11 protein-coding genes, 2 tRNA genes and 2 rRNA genes are annotated in these 16,776 nt (G+C 52.6%); 4 read left to right on the forward strand and 11 right to left on the reverse strand.

Annotation, left to right across the window (positions count from 1 at the left end; translation table 11 throughout):
- The 3 genes from ENTMO_RS0101885 to dnaQ all read right to left on the reverse strand — a co-directional run.
- Positions 1-3,409, reverse strand: a 3,409-nt coding sequence (locus ENTMO_RS0101885; RefSeq protein ID WP_010426633.1) for an Ig-like domain-containing protein, incomplete at its 3' end; no start/stop codon positions are given.
- 468 nt (positions 3,410-3,877) lie between these two features.
- Positions 3,878-3,954: transfer RNA gene (locus tag ENTMO_RS0101890), tRNA-Asp, on the reverse strand.
- A 132-nt stretch (positions 3,955-4,086) separates the two neighbouring features.
- Positions 4,087-4,818 carry a DNA polymerase III subunit epsilon gene (gene dnaQ, locus ENTMO_RS0101895; protein WP_010426634.1) on the reverse strand — a complete coding sequence of 244 codons (732 nt, stop codon included), beginning with the start codon at positions 4,816-4,818 and terminating at the stop codon, positions 4,087-4,089.
- A 64-nt stretch (positions 4,819-4,882) separates the two neighbouring features.
- Between dnaQ and rnhA the strand changes: the two genes are divergently transcribed.
- Positions 4,883-5,350: a ribonuclease HI gene (rnhA, locus tag ENTMO_RS0101900; protein ID WP_010426635.1), complete on the forward strand. Its 468-nt coding sequence runs from the start codon at positions 4,883-4,885 to the stop codon at positions 5,348-5,350.
- On the opposite strand, the gene ENTMO_RS0101905 is transcribed toward rnhA, so the two are convergent.
- A complete protein-coding gene (locus ENTMO_RS0101905) occupies positions 5,351-6,067 on the reverse strand; it encodes a class I SAM-dependent methyltransferase (protein WP_010426636.1) in 717 nt (238 codons plus the stop codon). It lies immediately after the preceding gene.
- A 32-nt stretch (positions 6,068-6,099) separates the two neighbouring features.
- Between ENTMO_RS0101905 and gloB the strand changes: the two genes are divergently transcribed.
- Positions 6,100-6,858, forward strand: a complete 759-nt coding sequence (gene gloB / locus ENTMO_RS0101910; protein WP_010426638.1) for a hydroxyacylglutathione hydrolase — start codon at positions 6,100-6,102, stop codon at positions 6,856-6,858.
- A 68-nt stretch (positions 6,859-6,926) separates the two neighbouring features.
- On the forward strand, positions 6,927-8,291 hold the full coding sequence (gene mltD, locus ENTMO_RS0101915; protein WP_041951341.1) for a murein transglycosylase D: 1,365 nt from the start codon (positions 6,927-6,929) through the stop codon (positions 8,289-8,291).
- A 53-nt stretch (positions 8,292-8,344) separates the two neighbouring features.
- Here mltD and ENTMO_RS0101920 read toward each other — a convergent pair whose 3' ends face one another.
- From ENTMO_RS0101920 to ENTMO_RS0101930, 3 genes are all read right to left on the reverse strand, one after another.
- The gene (locus ENTMO_RS0101920; RefSeq protein ID WP_010426642.1) at positions 8,345-9,121 is read right to left on the reverse strand and encodes a class I SAM-dependent methyltransferase; all 777 of its coding nucleotides are present in this window, start codon (positions 9,119-9,121) and stop codon (positions 8,345-8,347) included.
- Positions 9,122-9,198: 77 nt separating this feature from the next.
- Positions 9,199-9,999 (reverse strand): endonuclease/exonuclease/phosphatase family protein, encoded by an 801-nt coding sequence (locus ENTMO_RS0101925; RefSeq protein WP_010426645.1) that lies wholly within the window; start codon positions 9,997-9,999, stop codon positions 9,199-9,201.
- Between the two features lie 138 nt (positions 10,000-10,137).
- Complete coding sequence (locus tag ENTMO_RS0101930) at positions 10,138-11,313, reverse strand: MFS transporter (protein ID WP_010426648.1); 1,176 nt, start codon at positions 11,311-11,313, stop codon at positions 10,138-10,140.
- A gap of 104 nt (positions 11,314-11,417) precedes the next feature.
- Between ENTMO_RS0101930 and yafC the strand changes: the two genes are divergently transcribed.
- A complete protein-coding gene (gene yafC, locus ENTMO_RS0101935) occupies positions 11,418-12,332 on the forward strand; it encodes a DNA-binding transcriptional regulator YafC (RefSeq protein WP_010426650.1) in 915 nt (304 codons plus the stop codon).
- A 22-nt stretch (positions 12,333-12,354) separates the two neighbouring features.
- Here yafC and dkgB read toward each other — a convergent pair whose 3' ends face one another.
- From dkgB to ENTMO_RS0101960, 4 genes are all read right to left on the reverse strand, one after another.
- Positions 12,355-13,158, reverse strand: coding sequence for a 2,5-didehydrogluconate reductase DkgB (gene dkgB / locus ENTMO_RS0101940; RefSeq protein ID WP_010426653.1), 804 nt, complete (start codon positions 13,156-13,158; stop codon positions 12,355-12,357).
- A 163-nt stretch (positions 13,159-13,321) separates the two neighbouring features.
- Positions 13,322-13,398: transfer RNA gene (locus ENTMO_RS0101950), tRNA-Asp, on the reverse strand.
- Between the two features lie 56 nt (positions 13,399-13,454).
- Positions 13,455-13,570: ribosomal RNA gene (gene rrf / locus ENTMO_RS0101955) — 5S ribosomal RNA — on the reverse strand.
- Positions 13,571-13,637: 67 nt separating this feature from the next.
- A 23S ribosomal RNA gene (locus tag ENTMO_RS0101960) occupies positions 13,638-16,546 on the reverse strand.
- Positions 16,547-16,776 lie beyond the last annotated feature (230 nt).

Below are 16,776 nucleotides of genomic sequence, written 5' to 3' on the forward strand. Positions count from 1 at the left end.
TCACGTCGTCATAGACTTCGGTGATAACCACTTTACTGGCGTCTGGCGCGGTATAGTCGGTGATCAGCACAAAGTCATCTGATTCCGGGCTGGTGTTACCCGCCTCATCGGTTGCGGTGGTAGTGATATGGTGCTCGCCTTCCGGCAGCGCTGTGGTTGGCGTGAACTGCCAGCCACCATTCTCATCCACAACAGTAGAGCCAATCAGCTCGCCGTTGTCATAAATATCAACACGGCTGCCCGGCTCTGCGGAACCTTTGAAGGTTGGGTTCGCGTCATCGGTGGTGCTGCCGCTGCTGAGATCGCCACGGCTGGAGCCCACGTCATCTGTCGCAAGGCCCACGACCGGTTTTTCCGGTGCCACGGTATCTACCGTGATATCGAAGGCTGGAGACGTAACGTCGTTACCCGCCGGGTCTTTGGACACTACGGTCAGGCTGTGGTCGCCCTCAGCAAGATCCTGATCTGGGGTGAACGTCCAGTTGCCATCCGGATCTACAACGGTGGAGCCCAGAACGTCGTCGCCATCTTTCATGGTCACCGTGCTGCCTGGCTTGCCTTTACCGCCCAGTTCCGGACGCACATCATCCGTCACGCTGCCTGGCTTCAGGTTACCCACGATCGGGCCCTGATCGTCCACCACTTCACCTACGGTGACCTGGTTTGGATCCGGATCGACGGTGAAGGAGATGCCCGCAGACGGTTCACTGGTGTTACCTGACGGATCGGTGACCGTGGTGGTGAGTTCATGGTCACCTTTATCCAGCGGTTTGTCCGGCGTATAGGTCCATTTGCCTTCGTCATCGACGATAACGGAGCCAATCTTCTCGTCGTTGTCGTAGATATCAACAACGCTGCCCGGCTCGGCTTCGCCGCTCAGGGTTGGAGACTGGTCGTCGGTGGTGTCACCCTCCCCTACCGGCCCTTGTTTGTCGCCCACGTTATCATCAAGGATGATATTGTCCGCCGGAGCCGGTGCCGTGGTGTCGATAACAATCGGGAAGCTGCCGCTGGTGCGCGCGTTGCCTGCCGCGCCGGTCGCGGTGACGGTGAAGGTGTGCTTGCCATCAGCCAGCGCGGTGTCCGGCGTGAACGTCCACTTGCCGTTGCTGTCCGCGGTGACGGAGCCAATCACTTTACCGTTGTCGAGAATAGACACGGTATCGCCCGGCGCAGCGCTGCCGCTCAGGGTTGGAGTGGTGTCGTTGGTGGATTCGCCTTTCTGCAGCGGCCCAACGTGCGGCTCTGAGTTGTCCACCACGCTGTTGATGGACGGATTGGTGCTGACTGGGATCAGCAGATTGATATCGTAAGACGGCGCATCGCCCGCAACGCGGTTACCCGCCGGATCCTGCGTCTCCAGGGTCAGCTTGTTCAAACCTTCCGTCAGCGGGGTTGATGGCGTCAGGCTCCAGGTACCATCGCTGCCCACAACCGCTGAACCAATCAGGTGTTTACCGGATGAGTCGGTGGTGTAGACGAATACGGTGTTGCCTGCTTCGCCGATACCGCTAATGAGTGGTTTGCTGTCATCGGTGATTTCACCGCTGGCAACGTTGCCCTGACGATCGCCCACGTCATCCGCTACGGCTGTAATTTTCAGAACATTTGCTGAAGCATCAGGCGCGGTAGTGTCAACTTCAAACTCCAGCGCTTCCGAGGGATCGCTGGTGTTGCCCGCCTTATCCGTTTGCGTAACGGTGATGCTGTGGTCGCCTTCGCCCAGCGGTTTCTCTGGTGTCAGCGTCCAGTTGCCTTCATCGTCAATGACGGTAGAGCCCAGAACCTCATCACCATCATAAATGGTCACGGTATCGCCAGGTTCACCTTTACCGCTGAATACCGGACGCGTTTCGTCAGTGACGTCCCCGCCCTTCAGCTGACCGGTAATCGGACCGGTATTATCCTCAGCATCAACCATATCCGGTTTTGCTGGCGGCGTAGTGTCAACAATGATCTGGATAGGATCGGAAGGCTCGCCGACATTACCCAGCGGATCTTCCTCAATCACCTCAACATTGTGCTCACCCTCGCTGAGATCTTTCTCAGGCGTGTAAGTCCACTTCCCTTCGTCGTCGACGATAACCGAGCCGATCTCTTTATCGTTATCTTTGATAACGATGGTATTGCCCGGCGTGCCTTCACCACTGAAGGACGGCTTGCTGTCATCAGTCACGTCGCCTGGCTTAAGGGGACCCGTTACCGGACCCGTATTGTCATTAACTTCAGGCGTTTCTGCTTTCCCAGGAGGTTCGGTCAGAACAATGAATTCACGTTCATCTGAAGGCTTGCTGACGTTGCCCGCTTTATCCGTCTGGCTGACCGTAATGCTGTGGTTGCCGTCCGCCCGGTTTTCGGAAGGCTTGAAATACCAACGTCCATCGTCGTTGACCGTGGTTTCGCCGATCTTTTTACCGTTATCGTAAATAGTAATCGTCGCGCCCGCTTCACCGGTGCCGCTCATTTCCGGTTTTGGATCGTCGGTGTAGGTGTCGTCAAGAATTTCGCCGGTGACTTTACCCACCTTATCCATGATGTGTTCAATCGTTGGCGCATCTGGCGCAACGGTATCTACAACGATAGTGATCGGGTCAGAAGGTGGGCTTTTGTTTCCGTCAGGATCTTCAACCACAACGGAGAGGTCATGTTCGCCGTCGCTCAGCGGTTTGTCTGGCGTATAGCTCCACTCGCCTTCGTCATCGACGATGACAGACCCGATTTCCTTATCATTATCGATGATATGGATGGTATCGCCCGGATTTCCTTTCCCCGTCAAAGACGGTTTGGTGTCATCGGTCACGTCACCTGATTTCAGAGGGCCTTTGATAGAGCCTTCATCATCAATTGTCTGGCCAATGCTCGGCTTTTCAGGTGTCGCGTGCTTGTCGCCATCTTCGTCATCGAGTTCGGACAGCGCAAAAGCCGCCCCTACGCCCGCCGCTGCAAGCGCAAACCATCCCAGCATGCCGAACAGCATGTCGTTGTCGTCATCAGGAGCCGTCAGAATTGGGCCACCAGCACCTAACGGATCGCCGCCCAGGGCAACCGGAGACATGCTGCCATCCGCAAGGAGATAGCCAGTATCGTAGCTTTCGCCTGACACGGGAATATAGGCATACAGAAGTCCATCTTCTGCCATCCCCATCAGCGTTGGGTTATTTTTATCACCATCGAAGTAATCCTCGATGATGATGCTAGGCTGTGTGTCCCCTTCCTGAATAATATGTAATGCTTTACCTACACGTTGAAGGGTAATATTTTCTGGTGCGAAGTCGTCATTGACGTTCTTCAGCAGATACTTATTGCCGGCGATCAGCTTTATCTTAACCGTCCGGCCTGCGTCCGCTGTCAACAACCGAGTTTTTCCGTCTCCGCTGTTCACTGCTAAAATGACTTTACTTTCCGTCATATAAAAGTCCTTGGTGAATTTCACTCGCTAAATTAAGGACATATAAGCACTTCTGTGATTACATCCTTTACTGCTTTGCACTTATGTCTTCCATACATAATTCATGTCTATTGGGTTCATTGACATGATGCTTAAAAATATCATGTCTGGTTTCTTTATATGCTTAGGAAAAAACCACACAGAAATATACGCAGCATTAGGAATAGTTAACACCGGACAGGGAATTAATGAGAGGGTATGAAATAATAAAAGGAGCGAGAATTAATCGTAATTAACTTACACCAAAATAAAACAGAAATAAAAGTAATATATTAAAAATATAAAGATATCTTATTAAATAAGAGAAAAAGTAAGGGACGTGGCATGTCGAACCACTGCGGAAGTGGCAAGGGTAGAGACTGAAGAGGAAATGCATCGGAATGCAGAAATGAAAAAGGCCCACGTTATAAATAACGTGGGCCTGAATAGTGGCGGAACGGACGGGACTCGAACCCGCGACCCCCTGCGTGACAGGCAGGTATTCTAACCGACTGAACTACCGCTCCACTGTTCCCGCTTGGGGAACGAGGCGCATATTACGGTTTGCCTCTGGACTCGTCAACGCTTTTTCTCACGTTTTGAATCGTTTGCTGCAAAAATCACCCAAACGGTGATTTAACAAACGTTTCGCCCCCTTTTCAGGCGCGCCACATGCAGCTTCCGCCCTTCTTCTGCACCAGATCGAGACGGGATTCATGGTTAAGCAGCTCTTCATCGCTGGCTAAAACAACCCGCAAACGACTCGCCTGACGCACAACGCGCTGAATGCCCCCTGCGTCCCGCGTCTGCTGGGACTCATTTTCCATACTGAATTTCATCGACGTCTGACCGCCGGTCATCGTCAGATAAACATCCGCCAGAATCTGGGCATCGAGCAATGCGCCGTGCAGCGTTCGCTTAGTGTCGTCTATTTCATAGCGCGAGCAGAGTGCATCGAGGCTGTTACGCTTGCCGGGAAACATCTTCCTTGCCAGCGCCAGACTGTCCGTGACTTTACAGAACGTGTTGGTCTTCGGAATATCACGATTAAGCTTGCTGAATTCATAATCCATAAAGCCGATATCGAACGATGCGTTATGGATGACGAGTTCTGCACCTTTGATGTACTCAAGGAATTCATCCGCGACATCTGCAAAGGTCGGTTTATCCAGCAAGAACTCATCCGCAATACCGTGAACGCCGAACGCTTCCGGGTCCACCAGCCGGTCAGGTTTGAGGTAAACGTGAAAGTTGTTGCCCGTTAGACGACGGTTCACCACTTCAACAGCACCGATCTCGATGATCTTGTGCCCTTCATAGTGTGCGCCGATCTGGTTCATACCGGTGGTTTCGGTATCAAGAACAATCTGGCGAGTAATTGCAGTGCTCATAGCGGTCATTTATGTCAGACTTATCGTTTAACTGAACGTTTCGAATACAGGAAGTCTACCAGAGATGCGTAAACAGGTAGAAATTTTCACCGATGGATCTTGCCTCGGCAATCCGGGCCCGGGCGGTTATGGCGCGATTATGCGTTATCGCCAGCACGAAAAAACTTTTAGTGAAGGCTATTTTCTCACCACCAACAACCGCATGGAGTTGATGGCGGCCATTGTGGCGCTGGAAGCCTTAAAGGAACACTGCGACGTGGTGCTGAGCACCGACAGCCAATACGTGCGCCAGGGCATCACCCAGTGGATCCATAACTGGAAAAAGCGCGGCTGGAAAACGGCAGATAAAAAACCGGTCAAGAATGTCGACCTCTGGAAGCGTCTGGATGCGGCCTTAGGTCAGCACCAAATCAAGTGGGAATGGGTAAAAGGCCACGCAGGTCACCCTGAGAACGAACGCTGCGACGAACTGGCTCGTGCGGCTGCGTCCAATCCCGCGCATGAGGATGCGGGCTACCAGCCTGAATCCTGATCAGGGCTTTCGATACTGCCGCGTGGCGCCGACGGTCTGACGAATTTGCGTTTTCGATTTGCTTTGCTTCATCGGATTCAGCGTCAAAGGGATTGTTCGCTTACGCGCCACGATAAACTGCATACAGCCCAGGGCGGGCAAATGGGTACTCAACACAACGCCCCCCTGCCGTGACCAGGGCAGTACCTGAAATCCCCCGTAGCCGAGCACCTCAAAGTTAAGCAGTGAAAGCCAGTCCAGCTGGCGCATCATCGTGAACATGCGGCTGTTATATGGCGGGGTGCGGCGTAAAACCGGGACGAGCTTGCGCAGACCCATCAGGCTCAGCGGATTGAAACCGCTGAGTATTAGCCAGCCATCATCAATCAGCACACGGTCAGCTTCGCGCAGCAGGCGATGGGGATCGCTGCACCAGGGCAACGTATGCGCCAGCAGACAAGCATCAACGGATTTTTCGGCAAAAGGTAAATGCAGCGGGTCTGCTTTCACCTGAACAGGCAATCCCGCGAGCGAAACGTTGACCTGATGCGAGATAGCGCAGCTTTCGGTATTGATTTCCGCGCTGAGATTGCCAATCTTAAGCAGGTGAAAGCCATACATTTTCGCGAGCCACGGCTTAAGCTGCTGTTCTAACGCCTCGCGATAGTACTCACCCCAGGGCAGGTCAGCCCAACGTTCCGGTGCTGCGACAGTCTGAGGTATCCTTGCCGGTTTCATCAACACATCCGCCACGCAGTTAGAGGTAATGTATGAATCTTATCAGTATTCCAGCCTTTCAGGACAATTACATCTGGGTATTAGTCGATGACGATCGCAGATGTATCATTGTCGATCCGGGTGAATCCGCGCCGGTTTTGCAGGCAATCGAAGAAAATGGCTGGCATCCCCAGGCCATCCTTCTTACTCATCACCATAATGATCACGTGGGCGGCGTTCCCAATCTTGTGGCGGCCTTCCCGCCTCTTGTGGTGTATGGACCGGCTGAAACACAAGATAAGGGTACGACGCAAGTAGTCGAAGAAGGCGAAAATATCCTCATACTGGGATACGAATTTTCCGTATTTACTACGCCAGGTCACACTTCTGGACATCTGTGTTTCTACAGCAAACCTTATCTATTTTGCGGTGACACACTCTTTTCAGGCGGCTGTGGACGGCTGTTCGAAGGGACGCCAGCCCAGATGTATCAGTCATTACAAAAAATTAACGCATTGCCCGATGATACCCTCATTTGTTGCGCACATGAGTATACATTAGGAAATATGAAGTTTGCCGTGAGCATTTTGCCGGACGATCTGGCGATTTTAGATTATTACCAGAAAGTGAAGGAGTTACGTGCAAAAAACCAAAAAACACTACCCGTTACTCTGAAAAACGAGCGAGAAATAAATTTATTTTTACGAACTGATGATATTGATTTAATTAATAAAATTAACCAAGAAACAAAGTTGCAACAACCAGAGCAGCGTTTTGCATGGTTAAGGTCAAAGAAAGATAACTTCAGATAATTGCGGGTTGCCTTTTCAAAATTTCGCCGTTATCATCGCTCGTCTTTTAAGCAACTATTGACACACACATGAAGGCAAAAGCGATATTACTCGCCTCTGTCCTGCTTGTAGGTTGCCAGTCGCAAAATGGCAGCAACGTACAACAGCACGCACAGAGCCTTTCTGCAGCTGGTCAAGGGGAAGCAGGGAAGTTTACAAGTCAGGCGCGCTGGTTGGACGATGGGACATCTTTCGCGCAGGAACAAGACTTGTGGGCCTCTATTGGCGACGAGCTAAAGATGGGAATTCCGGAAAACAGCCGGATTCGCGAACAGAAGCAGAAGTATTTAAGAAATAAGAGCTATCTCCACGATGTAACGTTACGGGCAGAGCCGTATATGTACTGGATAGCCGGGCAAGTTAAGAAACGTAACATGCCTATGGAGCTGGTACTCCTACCCATAGTGGAGAGCGCTTTTGACCCACACGCAACGTCTGGCGCCAATGCCGCAGGCATTTGGCAGATCATTCCGAGCACTGGGCGCAATTATGGTTTGAAACAGACCCGCAGCTATGATGCGCGTCGTGATGTTGTCGCTTCAACGACAGCCGCTCTCGACATGATGGAACGTCTGAACAAGATGTTTGACGGTGACTGGTTGTTAACGGTCGCAGCGTATAACAGCGGTGAAGGTCGTGTACTGAAGGCAATGAAAGCGAACAGAGCGCGTGGTAAATCTACCGATTTCTGGTCGCTCTCACTGCCACAGGAAACCAAGGTTTACGTACCGAAGATGCTGGCCCTGAGCGATATTCTCAAGAACAGCAAGCGTTACGGTGTACAACTGCCAACACCAGACGAAAGTCGTGCACTGGCGCGCGTTCGCCTCAGCAGCCCGGTTGATATTCAACAGGTTGCCGATATGACGGGTATGTCGGTCAGTAAACTGAAAACCTTTAATGCAGGCGTTAAAGGCTCAACCCTGGGAGCAAATGGCCCACGGTATGTGATGGTTCCGCAGAAGCATGCTGAACAATTACGTGAGTCTCTGGCTTCTGGTGAGATTGCCGCCGTTCAGTCTACGCTGATCGCCGATACCTCTCCCGTTTCCAGCCGTAGCTATAAGGTGCGTTCAGGTGATACGCTTTCGGGCATTGCATCACGTCTTGGCGTGAATGCGAAAGATCTGCAGCAGTGGAATAACCTGCGCAGCTCCGGTCTGAAAGTGGGTCAAACTCTGACGGTGGGTGCGGGTAGCAGCGCACAGCGTCTTGCCCGGAACAGCGACAGTATTACCTATCGCGTTCGTAAGGGTGATTCGCTGTCCAGTATCGCAAAACGTCACGGCGTGAACATCAAAGATGTGATGCGCTGGAATAATGATACTGACAATCTGCAACCGGGTGACCAGCTAACGCTGTTTGTGAAAAACAGCGCGACGCCAGATTCCTGATGAGACATTCCTGAGATAAAAAGGCACCGATTCCCCTCGGTGCCTTTTTTGTTTTAACCCGCCTTTTGCGCTTCAGCCATAATGGTGTCGCTGGTGAACGAGCCATCTTCCTGCAGTTCAAAGTAAGCCTTCACTTCCGCAGATGCGCTTTCCTGATATATACGAATCGCCCGGCTCAGCGCTTCCGGCGTGCGCATACGTGCGATCCAGGCGTCATATTCCAGCGGCAAGCGGTCTGTTATCAGTGAGCGGGAAATCAACCCGGCCTCCGTAATCAGCGATAACCATTGACCGCTGGAGTAGTTCTGCACGTGAGAAGTGTCGCGCAGCGCTTCAACCGTTTGCAGCCAGATATCCCGCACTGGATGACCCGGAGACATGACGTCCATAATGATGAGGACGCCCCCCGGCTTCAATACGCGCTTCACTTCCCGTAAGGCCTGGCCGACATCATGCCAGTGGTGGGCGGAGTAGCGGCTAATGACCACATCAAACGACGCATCGTCGAAAGGCAACGATTCGGCGTAGCCCCGGCGCGTAGCCACGCTGCTCAGCCCTTTGGCTTTTGCAGCTTCTGCGACCACCTCGAGCATCTGGCTGGATAAATCATACGCGGTCACCTGTGCCACCTGCTGTGCGGCCGTAAAGCTGGCATGCCCTGCTCCACACCCTAAATCCAGTACGTGTGCCTGTGGGAATGCTGCCAGACGCTCCCCGAGACGCACCAGATCGCGCCCAGACGCATGCACGGCGCTGCTCAGATAAGCACTTGCCTGAGAACCAAACTGTTTTTCTACGTTGTCATGATGGGTGTGTGTTGTTGTTGTCATCGTACTGTCCTTTTGTTGGTTAAAAAGTAAAGGGCAGCACCCGCAGAGGCCTGCCCCACGGCAGACCTGACGCACCATTATTTATCAGGTTTGCCGGGACTGAATTCAACGAGTAGAGGATTGTGATCGGAAGCGCGCGTTACCAGAACGGAGGCATCATGCACATTCAAACCACGATAGAAGACAAAATCGAGAGGACGACCAAACGCTTTCTTGCGCTGATCGTCGCTAAAGCGGACCTCACGCAGCGACATTTCGCGCGCAAAGCGGTACAACGCATTCATGCGCGGGCGGCTCCAGGCATTAAAGTCCCCGGCCATAATGATCGGCCCGCTGTGATGGGCTATCTGATCGCCAATTGGGAGTAACTGCTTACTATACACATCCACCCCCAGGCTAAAATTCACCGCATGGATGTTTACCACCATCAACAGGCGCGTATCCGGTAACGGATAGACCGTCACCAGCGCCGACTTGGCCAGCCGCAAAATCGGCTCACGTTCACGCAGCGGGCAGCAATAGACCGGATGCGCGGCTGACAGAGTCATCACCCCAGAGGGGTGCTGCGGTAAGACGAACGCAGGGACCTGATCGGCGGCAAGATAGTTAGTCGTTGCAAACCTGACCAGCTCCGGCGTGGTTTGTGCCTCTTGCAAGAGAACCAGATGCGCATCTTTACCGAAATTCTTCAGTACGGACAACCACTCCGCGCGCTGCTGCTTGAAGATGTTCCAGACCAGTACCCGGATTTTTTCGTCACTGCTTAAGGGTGTACCGGCTGGCAATGCCTGGCTAAGGCTCGCAAACGACCCCGGAGGCAAGATCCTCTCCGCGGGCATTCCGGCAACATAACGCATGGCATAGGCATTTTTTCGCACTTTTGGAAACGGCCTCTATAACGTGAACCAGCCCGGAAAAACGGACTGGTTCTAATGTTATAGGGATTTTAGGTCACACTTTCAACGCAATTACTGAGAAACCGCTTTCCAGTTTTGTAAGCAAGCACTTACTGCTACTCACCCAAGCGCCACGCGAGCCGGTTTATCAAGCCGTCCACTGAGGGCAATCAGCAGGAAAGCGACAAGTACAATGACCGCACCAATCCACGGCGTTTGGGTTAACCCGAAGTGTTCTACGGTTTGTCCGCCTACGATGGAACCGATCGCGATACCAATATTGAATGCGGCAATGTTCAGGCCCGATGCAACATCTACCGCATTTGGCGTATACAGTTCGGCCTTTTGCACCACGTACACCTGCAGGCCCGGCACGTTACCAAAGGCGAAGATCCCCATAACCAGCACGGTGATAAGCGCGGCGTACTGAATCGATGCGGTGAACTGGAAAATCATCAGTAGAACAACCAACGCTGCGAAGATAAATTTAAGAGCCGGTACCGCACCATGCTTATCCGCAAGTTTGCCGCCCCAGATGTTACCAATCGCGACAGAAATACCGTAGCCCAGCAGAATCCAGCTTACCGCCGTTGGGGAGAAGCCCGCCAGATCCTGCATCATGGGTGCCAGGAAAGTGAAAGCAGTGAACACGCCACCATAGCCAAGAGCCGTAACGGCGTAAATGATCAGCAGACGCGGATGCGTGAGCACCTTCAACTGATCGCTCAGGCTTGCGCTCGCCCGGCCAGGGATATTGGATGGCACCAACAGCATACTGGCGACCAGGGCAATCACGCCCAGCAGTGATACGGCCAGGAAAGTTTCACGCCAGCCAAAATGTTGGCCAATAAAGGTACCTAACGGCACCCCAGTGACCAACGCAACGGTTAACCCACCAAACATGATGGCGATAGCGGATGCGGCTTTCTCTTTAGGCACCAGGCTGGTTGCAATGGTTGAACCGATGGAGAAGAACACGCCATGCGCGAGGCCGGTCAGCAGGCGGGCAATCACCAGCGTGGTGTAGTCCGGCGCCTGCCAGGCCAGCAGGTTGCCAGCGGTGAAGAGCACCATCAGGGCAACTAACAGCTGTTTACGCGGGAAACGCCCTGTCAGCGCGGTCAGTACCGGTGCACCAACAGCAACACCCAACGCATAGATTGACACCAGCAAGCCCGCTGAAGGGAGCGAGATGGCAAGTTGATTAGCGATGGTAGGAACCAGTCCGACAATAACGAACTCGGTCGTGCCTATCGCAAAGGCACTGATCGTGAGGGCAAGTAGCGCCAGTGGCATAAAATACTCCGTCTTTACAGGATTAAGATGACAGGAAGTATGCGCCAGTGCTTAAATAACAAAAATGGTCAGAATATCAATTGAATTTTGCAGGTGGTGCAATAATGAAAGCAACCTCGGAAGAGCTAACAATCTTTGTCGCCGTCGTCGAGAGCGGTAGCTTTAGCCGCGCAGCGGAACAGCTGGGTCAGGCAAATTCCGCGATCAGTCGCTCGGTGAAAAAGCTGGAGATGAAGCTTGGGGTGAGCTTGCTCAACCGAACAACACGACAGCTGAGCCTCACTGAAGAAGGTGAGCGTTATTTCCGCCGCGTGCAGTCTGTCCTGCAGGAGATGGCCGCAGCGGAGACAGAGATTATGGAATCGCGCAGCACACCGCGTGGATTGCTGCGTATCGATGCGGCAACACCTGTGGTTCTGCATTTTCTGATGCCGCTGATCAAGCCCTTCCGCGAACGTTATCCAGAGATGACGTTATCGCTGGTCTCCTCCGAAACCTTTATCAATCTTATTGAACGCAAAGTTGATGTCGCGATCCGGGCGGGAACCCTGACTGATTCAAGCTTACGTGCTCGCCCCCTCTTTGCCAGCTACCGTAAAATCATCGCGTCGCCGCAGTATATTGCTGAGCATGGAAAGCCCGAAACGGTAGAAGAGCTGGCGCAACATCTGTGTCTGGGCTTTACGGAACCGGTGTCGCTAAATACCTGGCCTGTCTCCTGTCATGATGGTCAGCTTCATGAAATTGCCTGCGGATTATCCTCAAACAGCGGGGAAACGCTAAAACAGCTGTGCCTTACCGGAAATGGTATCGCCTGTTTGTCTGATTACATGATTGATAAAGAGATCGCACGCGGAGAGCTTGTGGAGCTGATGGCAGATAAACGTCTGCCGGTAGAGATGCCTTTTAGCGCGGTTTATTACAGCGACAGAGCCGTCAGTACACGTATTCGTGCCTTTATCGACTTCCTGAGCGAACATATAAAAACAGCTCCCGAAGGAGCTGTGCGAGGGTTTTAGAATACAGAGGGTTGGGTCAATATTAATCCCAGTTCGGCGCTAACCCTTCCGGGCTCACCAGACGATCGTTGCAATCCAGTGCCGCGATCGCTTTTTTATCATCTTCGTCCAGCTGGAGATCCAGTGCTAACAGGTTGCTTGCCAGGTTTTCACGCTTGGTTGAGGACGGGATCACGGCATAACCTTCACCCATTGCCCATGCCAGGATCACCTGGGCCGCTGTCGCGTTGTGTTTCTCCGCGATACGGGTAATCACCTCATCTTTCAGCGCTTTACCGTAGGCCAGCGTCATGTAAGAAGTAATATGGATACCGTGCTGTTTTGCCCAGTCCACCACTTTGCGGTTTTGCAGGTATGGGGACAGTTCAATTTGGTTGGTCGCAATATTTTCTGCGCCAACAGCAGCAATCGCTTTTTCCATCAACGGGATAGTAAAGTTGGAGATACCAATTTCACGTGTTAAGCCCTGCTTTTTCGCTTCCAGCAGCGCCTGCATGAATTCTTCCACCGAGACGGCATCATTCGGTGATGGCCAGTGAACCAGCGTCAGGTCCACATAGTCAGTACGCAGTTTTTTCAGGCTCTCTTTCAGGCTTGGGATCAGCTTATCTTTACTGAGATTCTCAATCCAGATCTTGGTGGTGATGAAAAGGTCGCTGCGCGGTACGCCGCTCTCTTCGAGCGCCTGGCCTACAGCCGCTTCGTTTTCATAAATCTGCGCCGTATCAACGGTGCGATAACCAAGTTCAAGTGCAGTTTTTACAGATGCAATTACTACGTCGTCTTTCAGGCGGAAAGTGCCCAGACCAAATGCAGGGATAGTCATGTTATTCCTCGTTAATCATTATGTTCGTAAACTGAGGAAGATTATGGCGGGTAGTGTTATGAAGAAAAAGAGCGCAGAAAGCAGAGGATTTTTTCTGACTTCGCTATTATTTAACGGCAGATAAGAAAAAAGCCCTGAGCGTTAGCTCAGGGCTTTTAATAAGTGGCGGAACGGACGGGACTCGAACCCGCGACCCCCTGCGTGACAGGCAGGTATTCTAACCGACTGAACTACCGCTCCACCGAAGACTGCTTGTAACCACCGGATTAATGCACCGGCTTACTACTTAATTTGATGCCTGGCAGTTCCCTACTCTCACATGGGGAGACCCCACACTACCATCGGCGCTACGGCGTTTCACTTCTGAGTTCGGCATGGGGTCAGGTGGGACCACCGCGCTAAAGCCGCCAGGCAAATTCTGTTAATCTGTATCACGCTGAAAATATCGTGTCTCTTCGCCAAAACACCTTCGGCGTTGTAAGGTTAAGCCTCACGGTTCATTAGTATCGGTTAGCTCAACGCATCGCTGCGCTTACACACCCGACCTATCAACGTCGTAGTCTTCAACGTTCCTTCAGGACCCTTAAAGGGTCAGGGAGAACTCATCTCGGGGCAAGTTTCGTGCTTAGATGCTTTCAGCACTTATCTCTTCCGCATTTAGCTACCGGGCAATGCCATTGGCATGACAACCCGAACACCAGTGATGCGTCCACTCCGGTCCTCTCGTACTAGGAGCAGCCCCCCTCAATTCTCCAGCGCCCACGGCAGATAGGGACCGAACTGTCTCACGACGTTCTAAACCCAGCTCGCGTACCACTTTAAATGGCGAACAGCCATACCCTTGGGACCTACTTCAGCCCCAGGATGTGATGAGCCGACATCGAGGTGCCAAACACCGCCGTCGATATGAACTCTTGGGCGGTATCAGCCTGTTATCCCCGGAGTACCTTTTATCCGTTGAGCGATGGCCCTTCCATTCAGAACCACCGGATCACTATGACCTGCTTTCGCACCTGCTCGAGCCGTCACTCTCGCAGTCAAGCTAGCTTATGCCATTGCACTAACCTCCTGATGTCCGACCAGGATTAGCTAACCTTCGTGCTCCTCCGTTACTCTTTGGGAGGAGACCGCCCCAGTCAAACTACCCCCCAGACACTCGTCCGCAACCCGGATTCGGGTCTACGTTAGAACACCAGCCATTAAAGGGTGGTATTTCAAGGCTGGCTCCACGCAGACTGGCGTCCACGCTTCAAAGCCTCCCACCTATCCTACACATCAAGGACCAGTGTTCAGTGTCAAGCTATAGTAAAGGTTCACGGGGTCTTTCCGTCTTGCCGCGGGTACACTGCATCTTCACAGCGAGTTCAATTTCACTGAGTCTCGGGTGGAGACAGCCTGGCCATCATTCCGCCATTCGTGCAGGTCGGAACTTACCCGACAAGGAATTTCGCTACCTTAGGACCGTTATAGTTACGGCCGCCGTTTACCGGGGCTTCGATCAAGAGCTTCGCGTTGCCGCTAACCCCATCAATTAACCTTCCGGCACCGGGCAGGCGTCACACCGTATACGTCCACTTTCGTGTTTGCACAGTGCTGTGTTTTTAATAAACAGTTGCAGCCAGCTGGTATCTTCGACTGATTTCAGCTCCACCCGCAGGGGCTTCACCTACACATCAGCGTGCCTTCTCCCGAAGTTACGGCACCATTTTGCCTAGTTCCTTCACCCGAGTTCTCTCAAGCGCCTTGGTATTCTCTACCTGACCACCTGTGTCGGTTTGGGGTACGATTTGATGTTACCTGATGCCTTAGAGGCTTTTCCTGGAAGCAGGGCATTTGTTACTTCAGCACCGTAGTGCCTCGTCATCACACCTCAGCGTTAGAACCAGTCCGGATTTACCTAAACTTCCCGCCTACATGCTTAAACCGGGACAACCGTCGCCCGGCTAACATACCCTTCTCCGTCCCCCCTTCGCAGTAACACCAAGTACAGGAATATTAACCTGTTTCCCATCGACTACGCCTTTCGGCCTCCCCTTAGGGGTCGACTCACCCTGCCCCGATTAACGTTGGACAGGAACCCTTGGTCTTCCGGCGTGCGGGCTTTTCACCCGCATTATCGTTACTTATGTCAGCATTCGCACTTCTGATACCTCCAGCAACCCTCACAGGCCACCTTCAACGGCTTACAGAACGCTCCCCTACCCAACAACCCCTCAGCGTCGCTGCCGCAGCTTCGGTGCATGGTTTAGCCCCGTTACATCTTCCGCGCAGGCCGACTCGACCAGTGAGCTATTACGCTTTCTTTAAATGATGGCTGCCTCTAAGCCAACATCCTGGCTGTCTGTGCCTTCCCACATCGTTTCCCACTTAACCATGACTTTGGGACCTTAGCTGGCGGTCTGGGTTGTTTCCCTCTTCACGACGGACGTTAGCACCCGCCGTGTGTCTCCCGTGATAACATTCTTCGGTATTCGTAGTTTGCATCGGGTTGGTAAGCCGGGATGGCCCCCTAGCCGAAACAGTGCTCTACCCCCGAAGATGAGTTCACGAGGCGCTACCTAAATAGCTTTCGGGGAGAACCAGCTATCTCCCGGTTTGATTGGCCTTTCACCCCCAGCCACAAGTCATCCGCTAATTTTTCAACATTAGTCGGTTCGGTCCTCCAGTTAGTGTTCCCCAACCTTCAACCTGCCCATGGCTAGATCACCGGGTTTCGGGTCTATACCCTGCAACTTAACGCCCAGTTAAGACTCGGTTTCCCTTCGGCTCCCCTATACGGTTAACCTTGCTACAGAATATAAGTCGCTGACCCATTATACAAAAGGCACGCAGTCACCCCATAAAAGAGGCTCCCACTGCTTGTACGTACACGGTTTCAGGTTCTTTTTCACTCCCCTCGCCGGGGTTCTTTTCGCCTTTCCCTCACGGTACTGGTTCACTATCGGTCAGTCAGGAGTATTTAGCCTTGGAGGATGGTCCCCCCATATTCAGACAGGATACCACGTGTCCCGCCCTACTCTTCGAGTTCACAGCATGTGTGCTTTCGTGTACGGGACTATCACCCTGTACCCCCCGACTTTCCAGACCCTTCCACTAACACACAAGCTGATTCAGACTCTGGGCTGCTCCCCGTTCGCTCGCCGCTACTGGGGGAATCTCGGTTGATTTCTTTTCCTCGGGGTACTTTAGATGTTTCAGTTCCCCCGGTTCGCCTCGTTAACCTATGTATTCAGTTAACGATAGTGTGTCGGAACACACTGGGTTTCCCCATTCGGACATCGCCGGGTCAAAGGTTCATATCACCTCGCCGGCGCTTTTCGCAGATTAGCACGTCCTTCATCGCCTCTGACTGCCAGGGCATCCACCGTGTACGCTTAGTCGCTTAACCTCACAACCCGAAGATGTTTCTTTCGATTCATCATCAAATTGCGAAAATTTGAGAGACTCGAACACACATTAACATGTGTGTCGTTTCAATTTTCAGCTTGATCCAGATTTTTAAAGAGCAAATATCTCAAACGTCACCCGAAGATGAGTTTTGAGATATTAAGGCAGGTGACTTTCACTCACGAACCAGCAAGTGGCGTCCCCTAGGGGATTCGAACCCCTGTTACCGCC

This window comes from Enterobacter mori LMG 25706 (assembly GCF_000211415.1).
GTDB lineage: Bacteria > Pseudomonadota > Gammaproteobacteria > Enterobacterales > Enterobacteriaceae > Enterobacter > Enterobacter mori.

Bases quoted from the DNA above. Each gene is read 5' to 3' on its own strand.
- yafC (WP_010426650.1), top strand. From the start codon at position 11,418: ATGAAAGCAACCTCGGAAGAGCTAACAATCTTTGTCGCCGTCGTCGAG.
- mltD (WP_041951341.1), top strand. From the start codon at position 6,927: ATGAAGGCAAAAGCGATATTACTCGCCTCTGTCCTGCTTGTAGGTTGC.
- dkgB (WP_010426653.1), bottom strand. From the start codon at position 13,158: ATGACTATCCCTGCATTTGGTCTGGGCACTTTCCGCCTGAAAGACGAC.
- ENTMO_RS0101920 (WP_010426642.1), bottom strand. From the start codon at position 9,121: ATGACAACAACAACACACACCCATCATGACAACGTAGAAAAACAGTTT.
- dnaQ (WP_010426634.1), bottom strand. From the start codon at position 4,818: ATGAGCACTGCAATTACTCGCCAGATTGTTCTTGATACCGAAACCACC.
- ENTMO_RS0101905 (WP_010426636.1), bottom strand. From the start codon at position 6,067: ATGAAACCGGCAAGGATACCTCAGACTGTCGCAGCACCGGAACGTTGG.
- gloB (WP_010426638.1), top strand. From the start codon at position 6,100: ATGAATCTTATCAGTATTCCAGCCTTTCAGGACAATTACATCTGGGTA.
- rnhA (WP_010426635.1), top strand. From the start codon at position 4,883: ATGCGTAAACAGGTAGAAATTTTCACCGATGGATCTTGCCTCGGCAAT.
- ENTMO_RS0101930 (WP_010426648.1), bottom strand. From the start codon at position 11,313: ATGCCACTGGCGCTACTTGCCCTCACGATCAGTGCCTTTGCGATAGGC.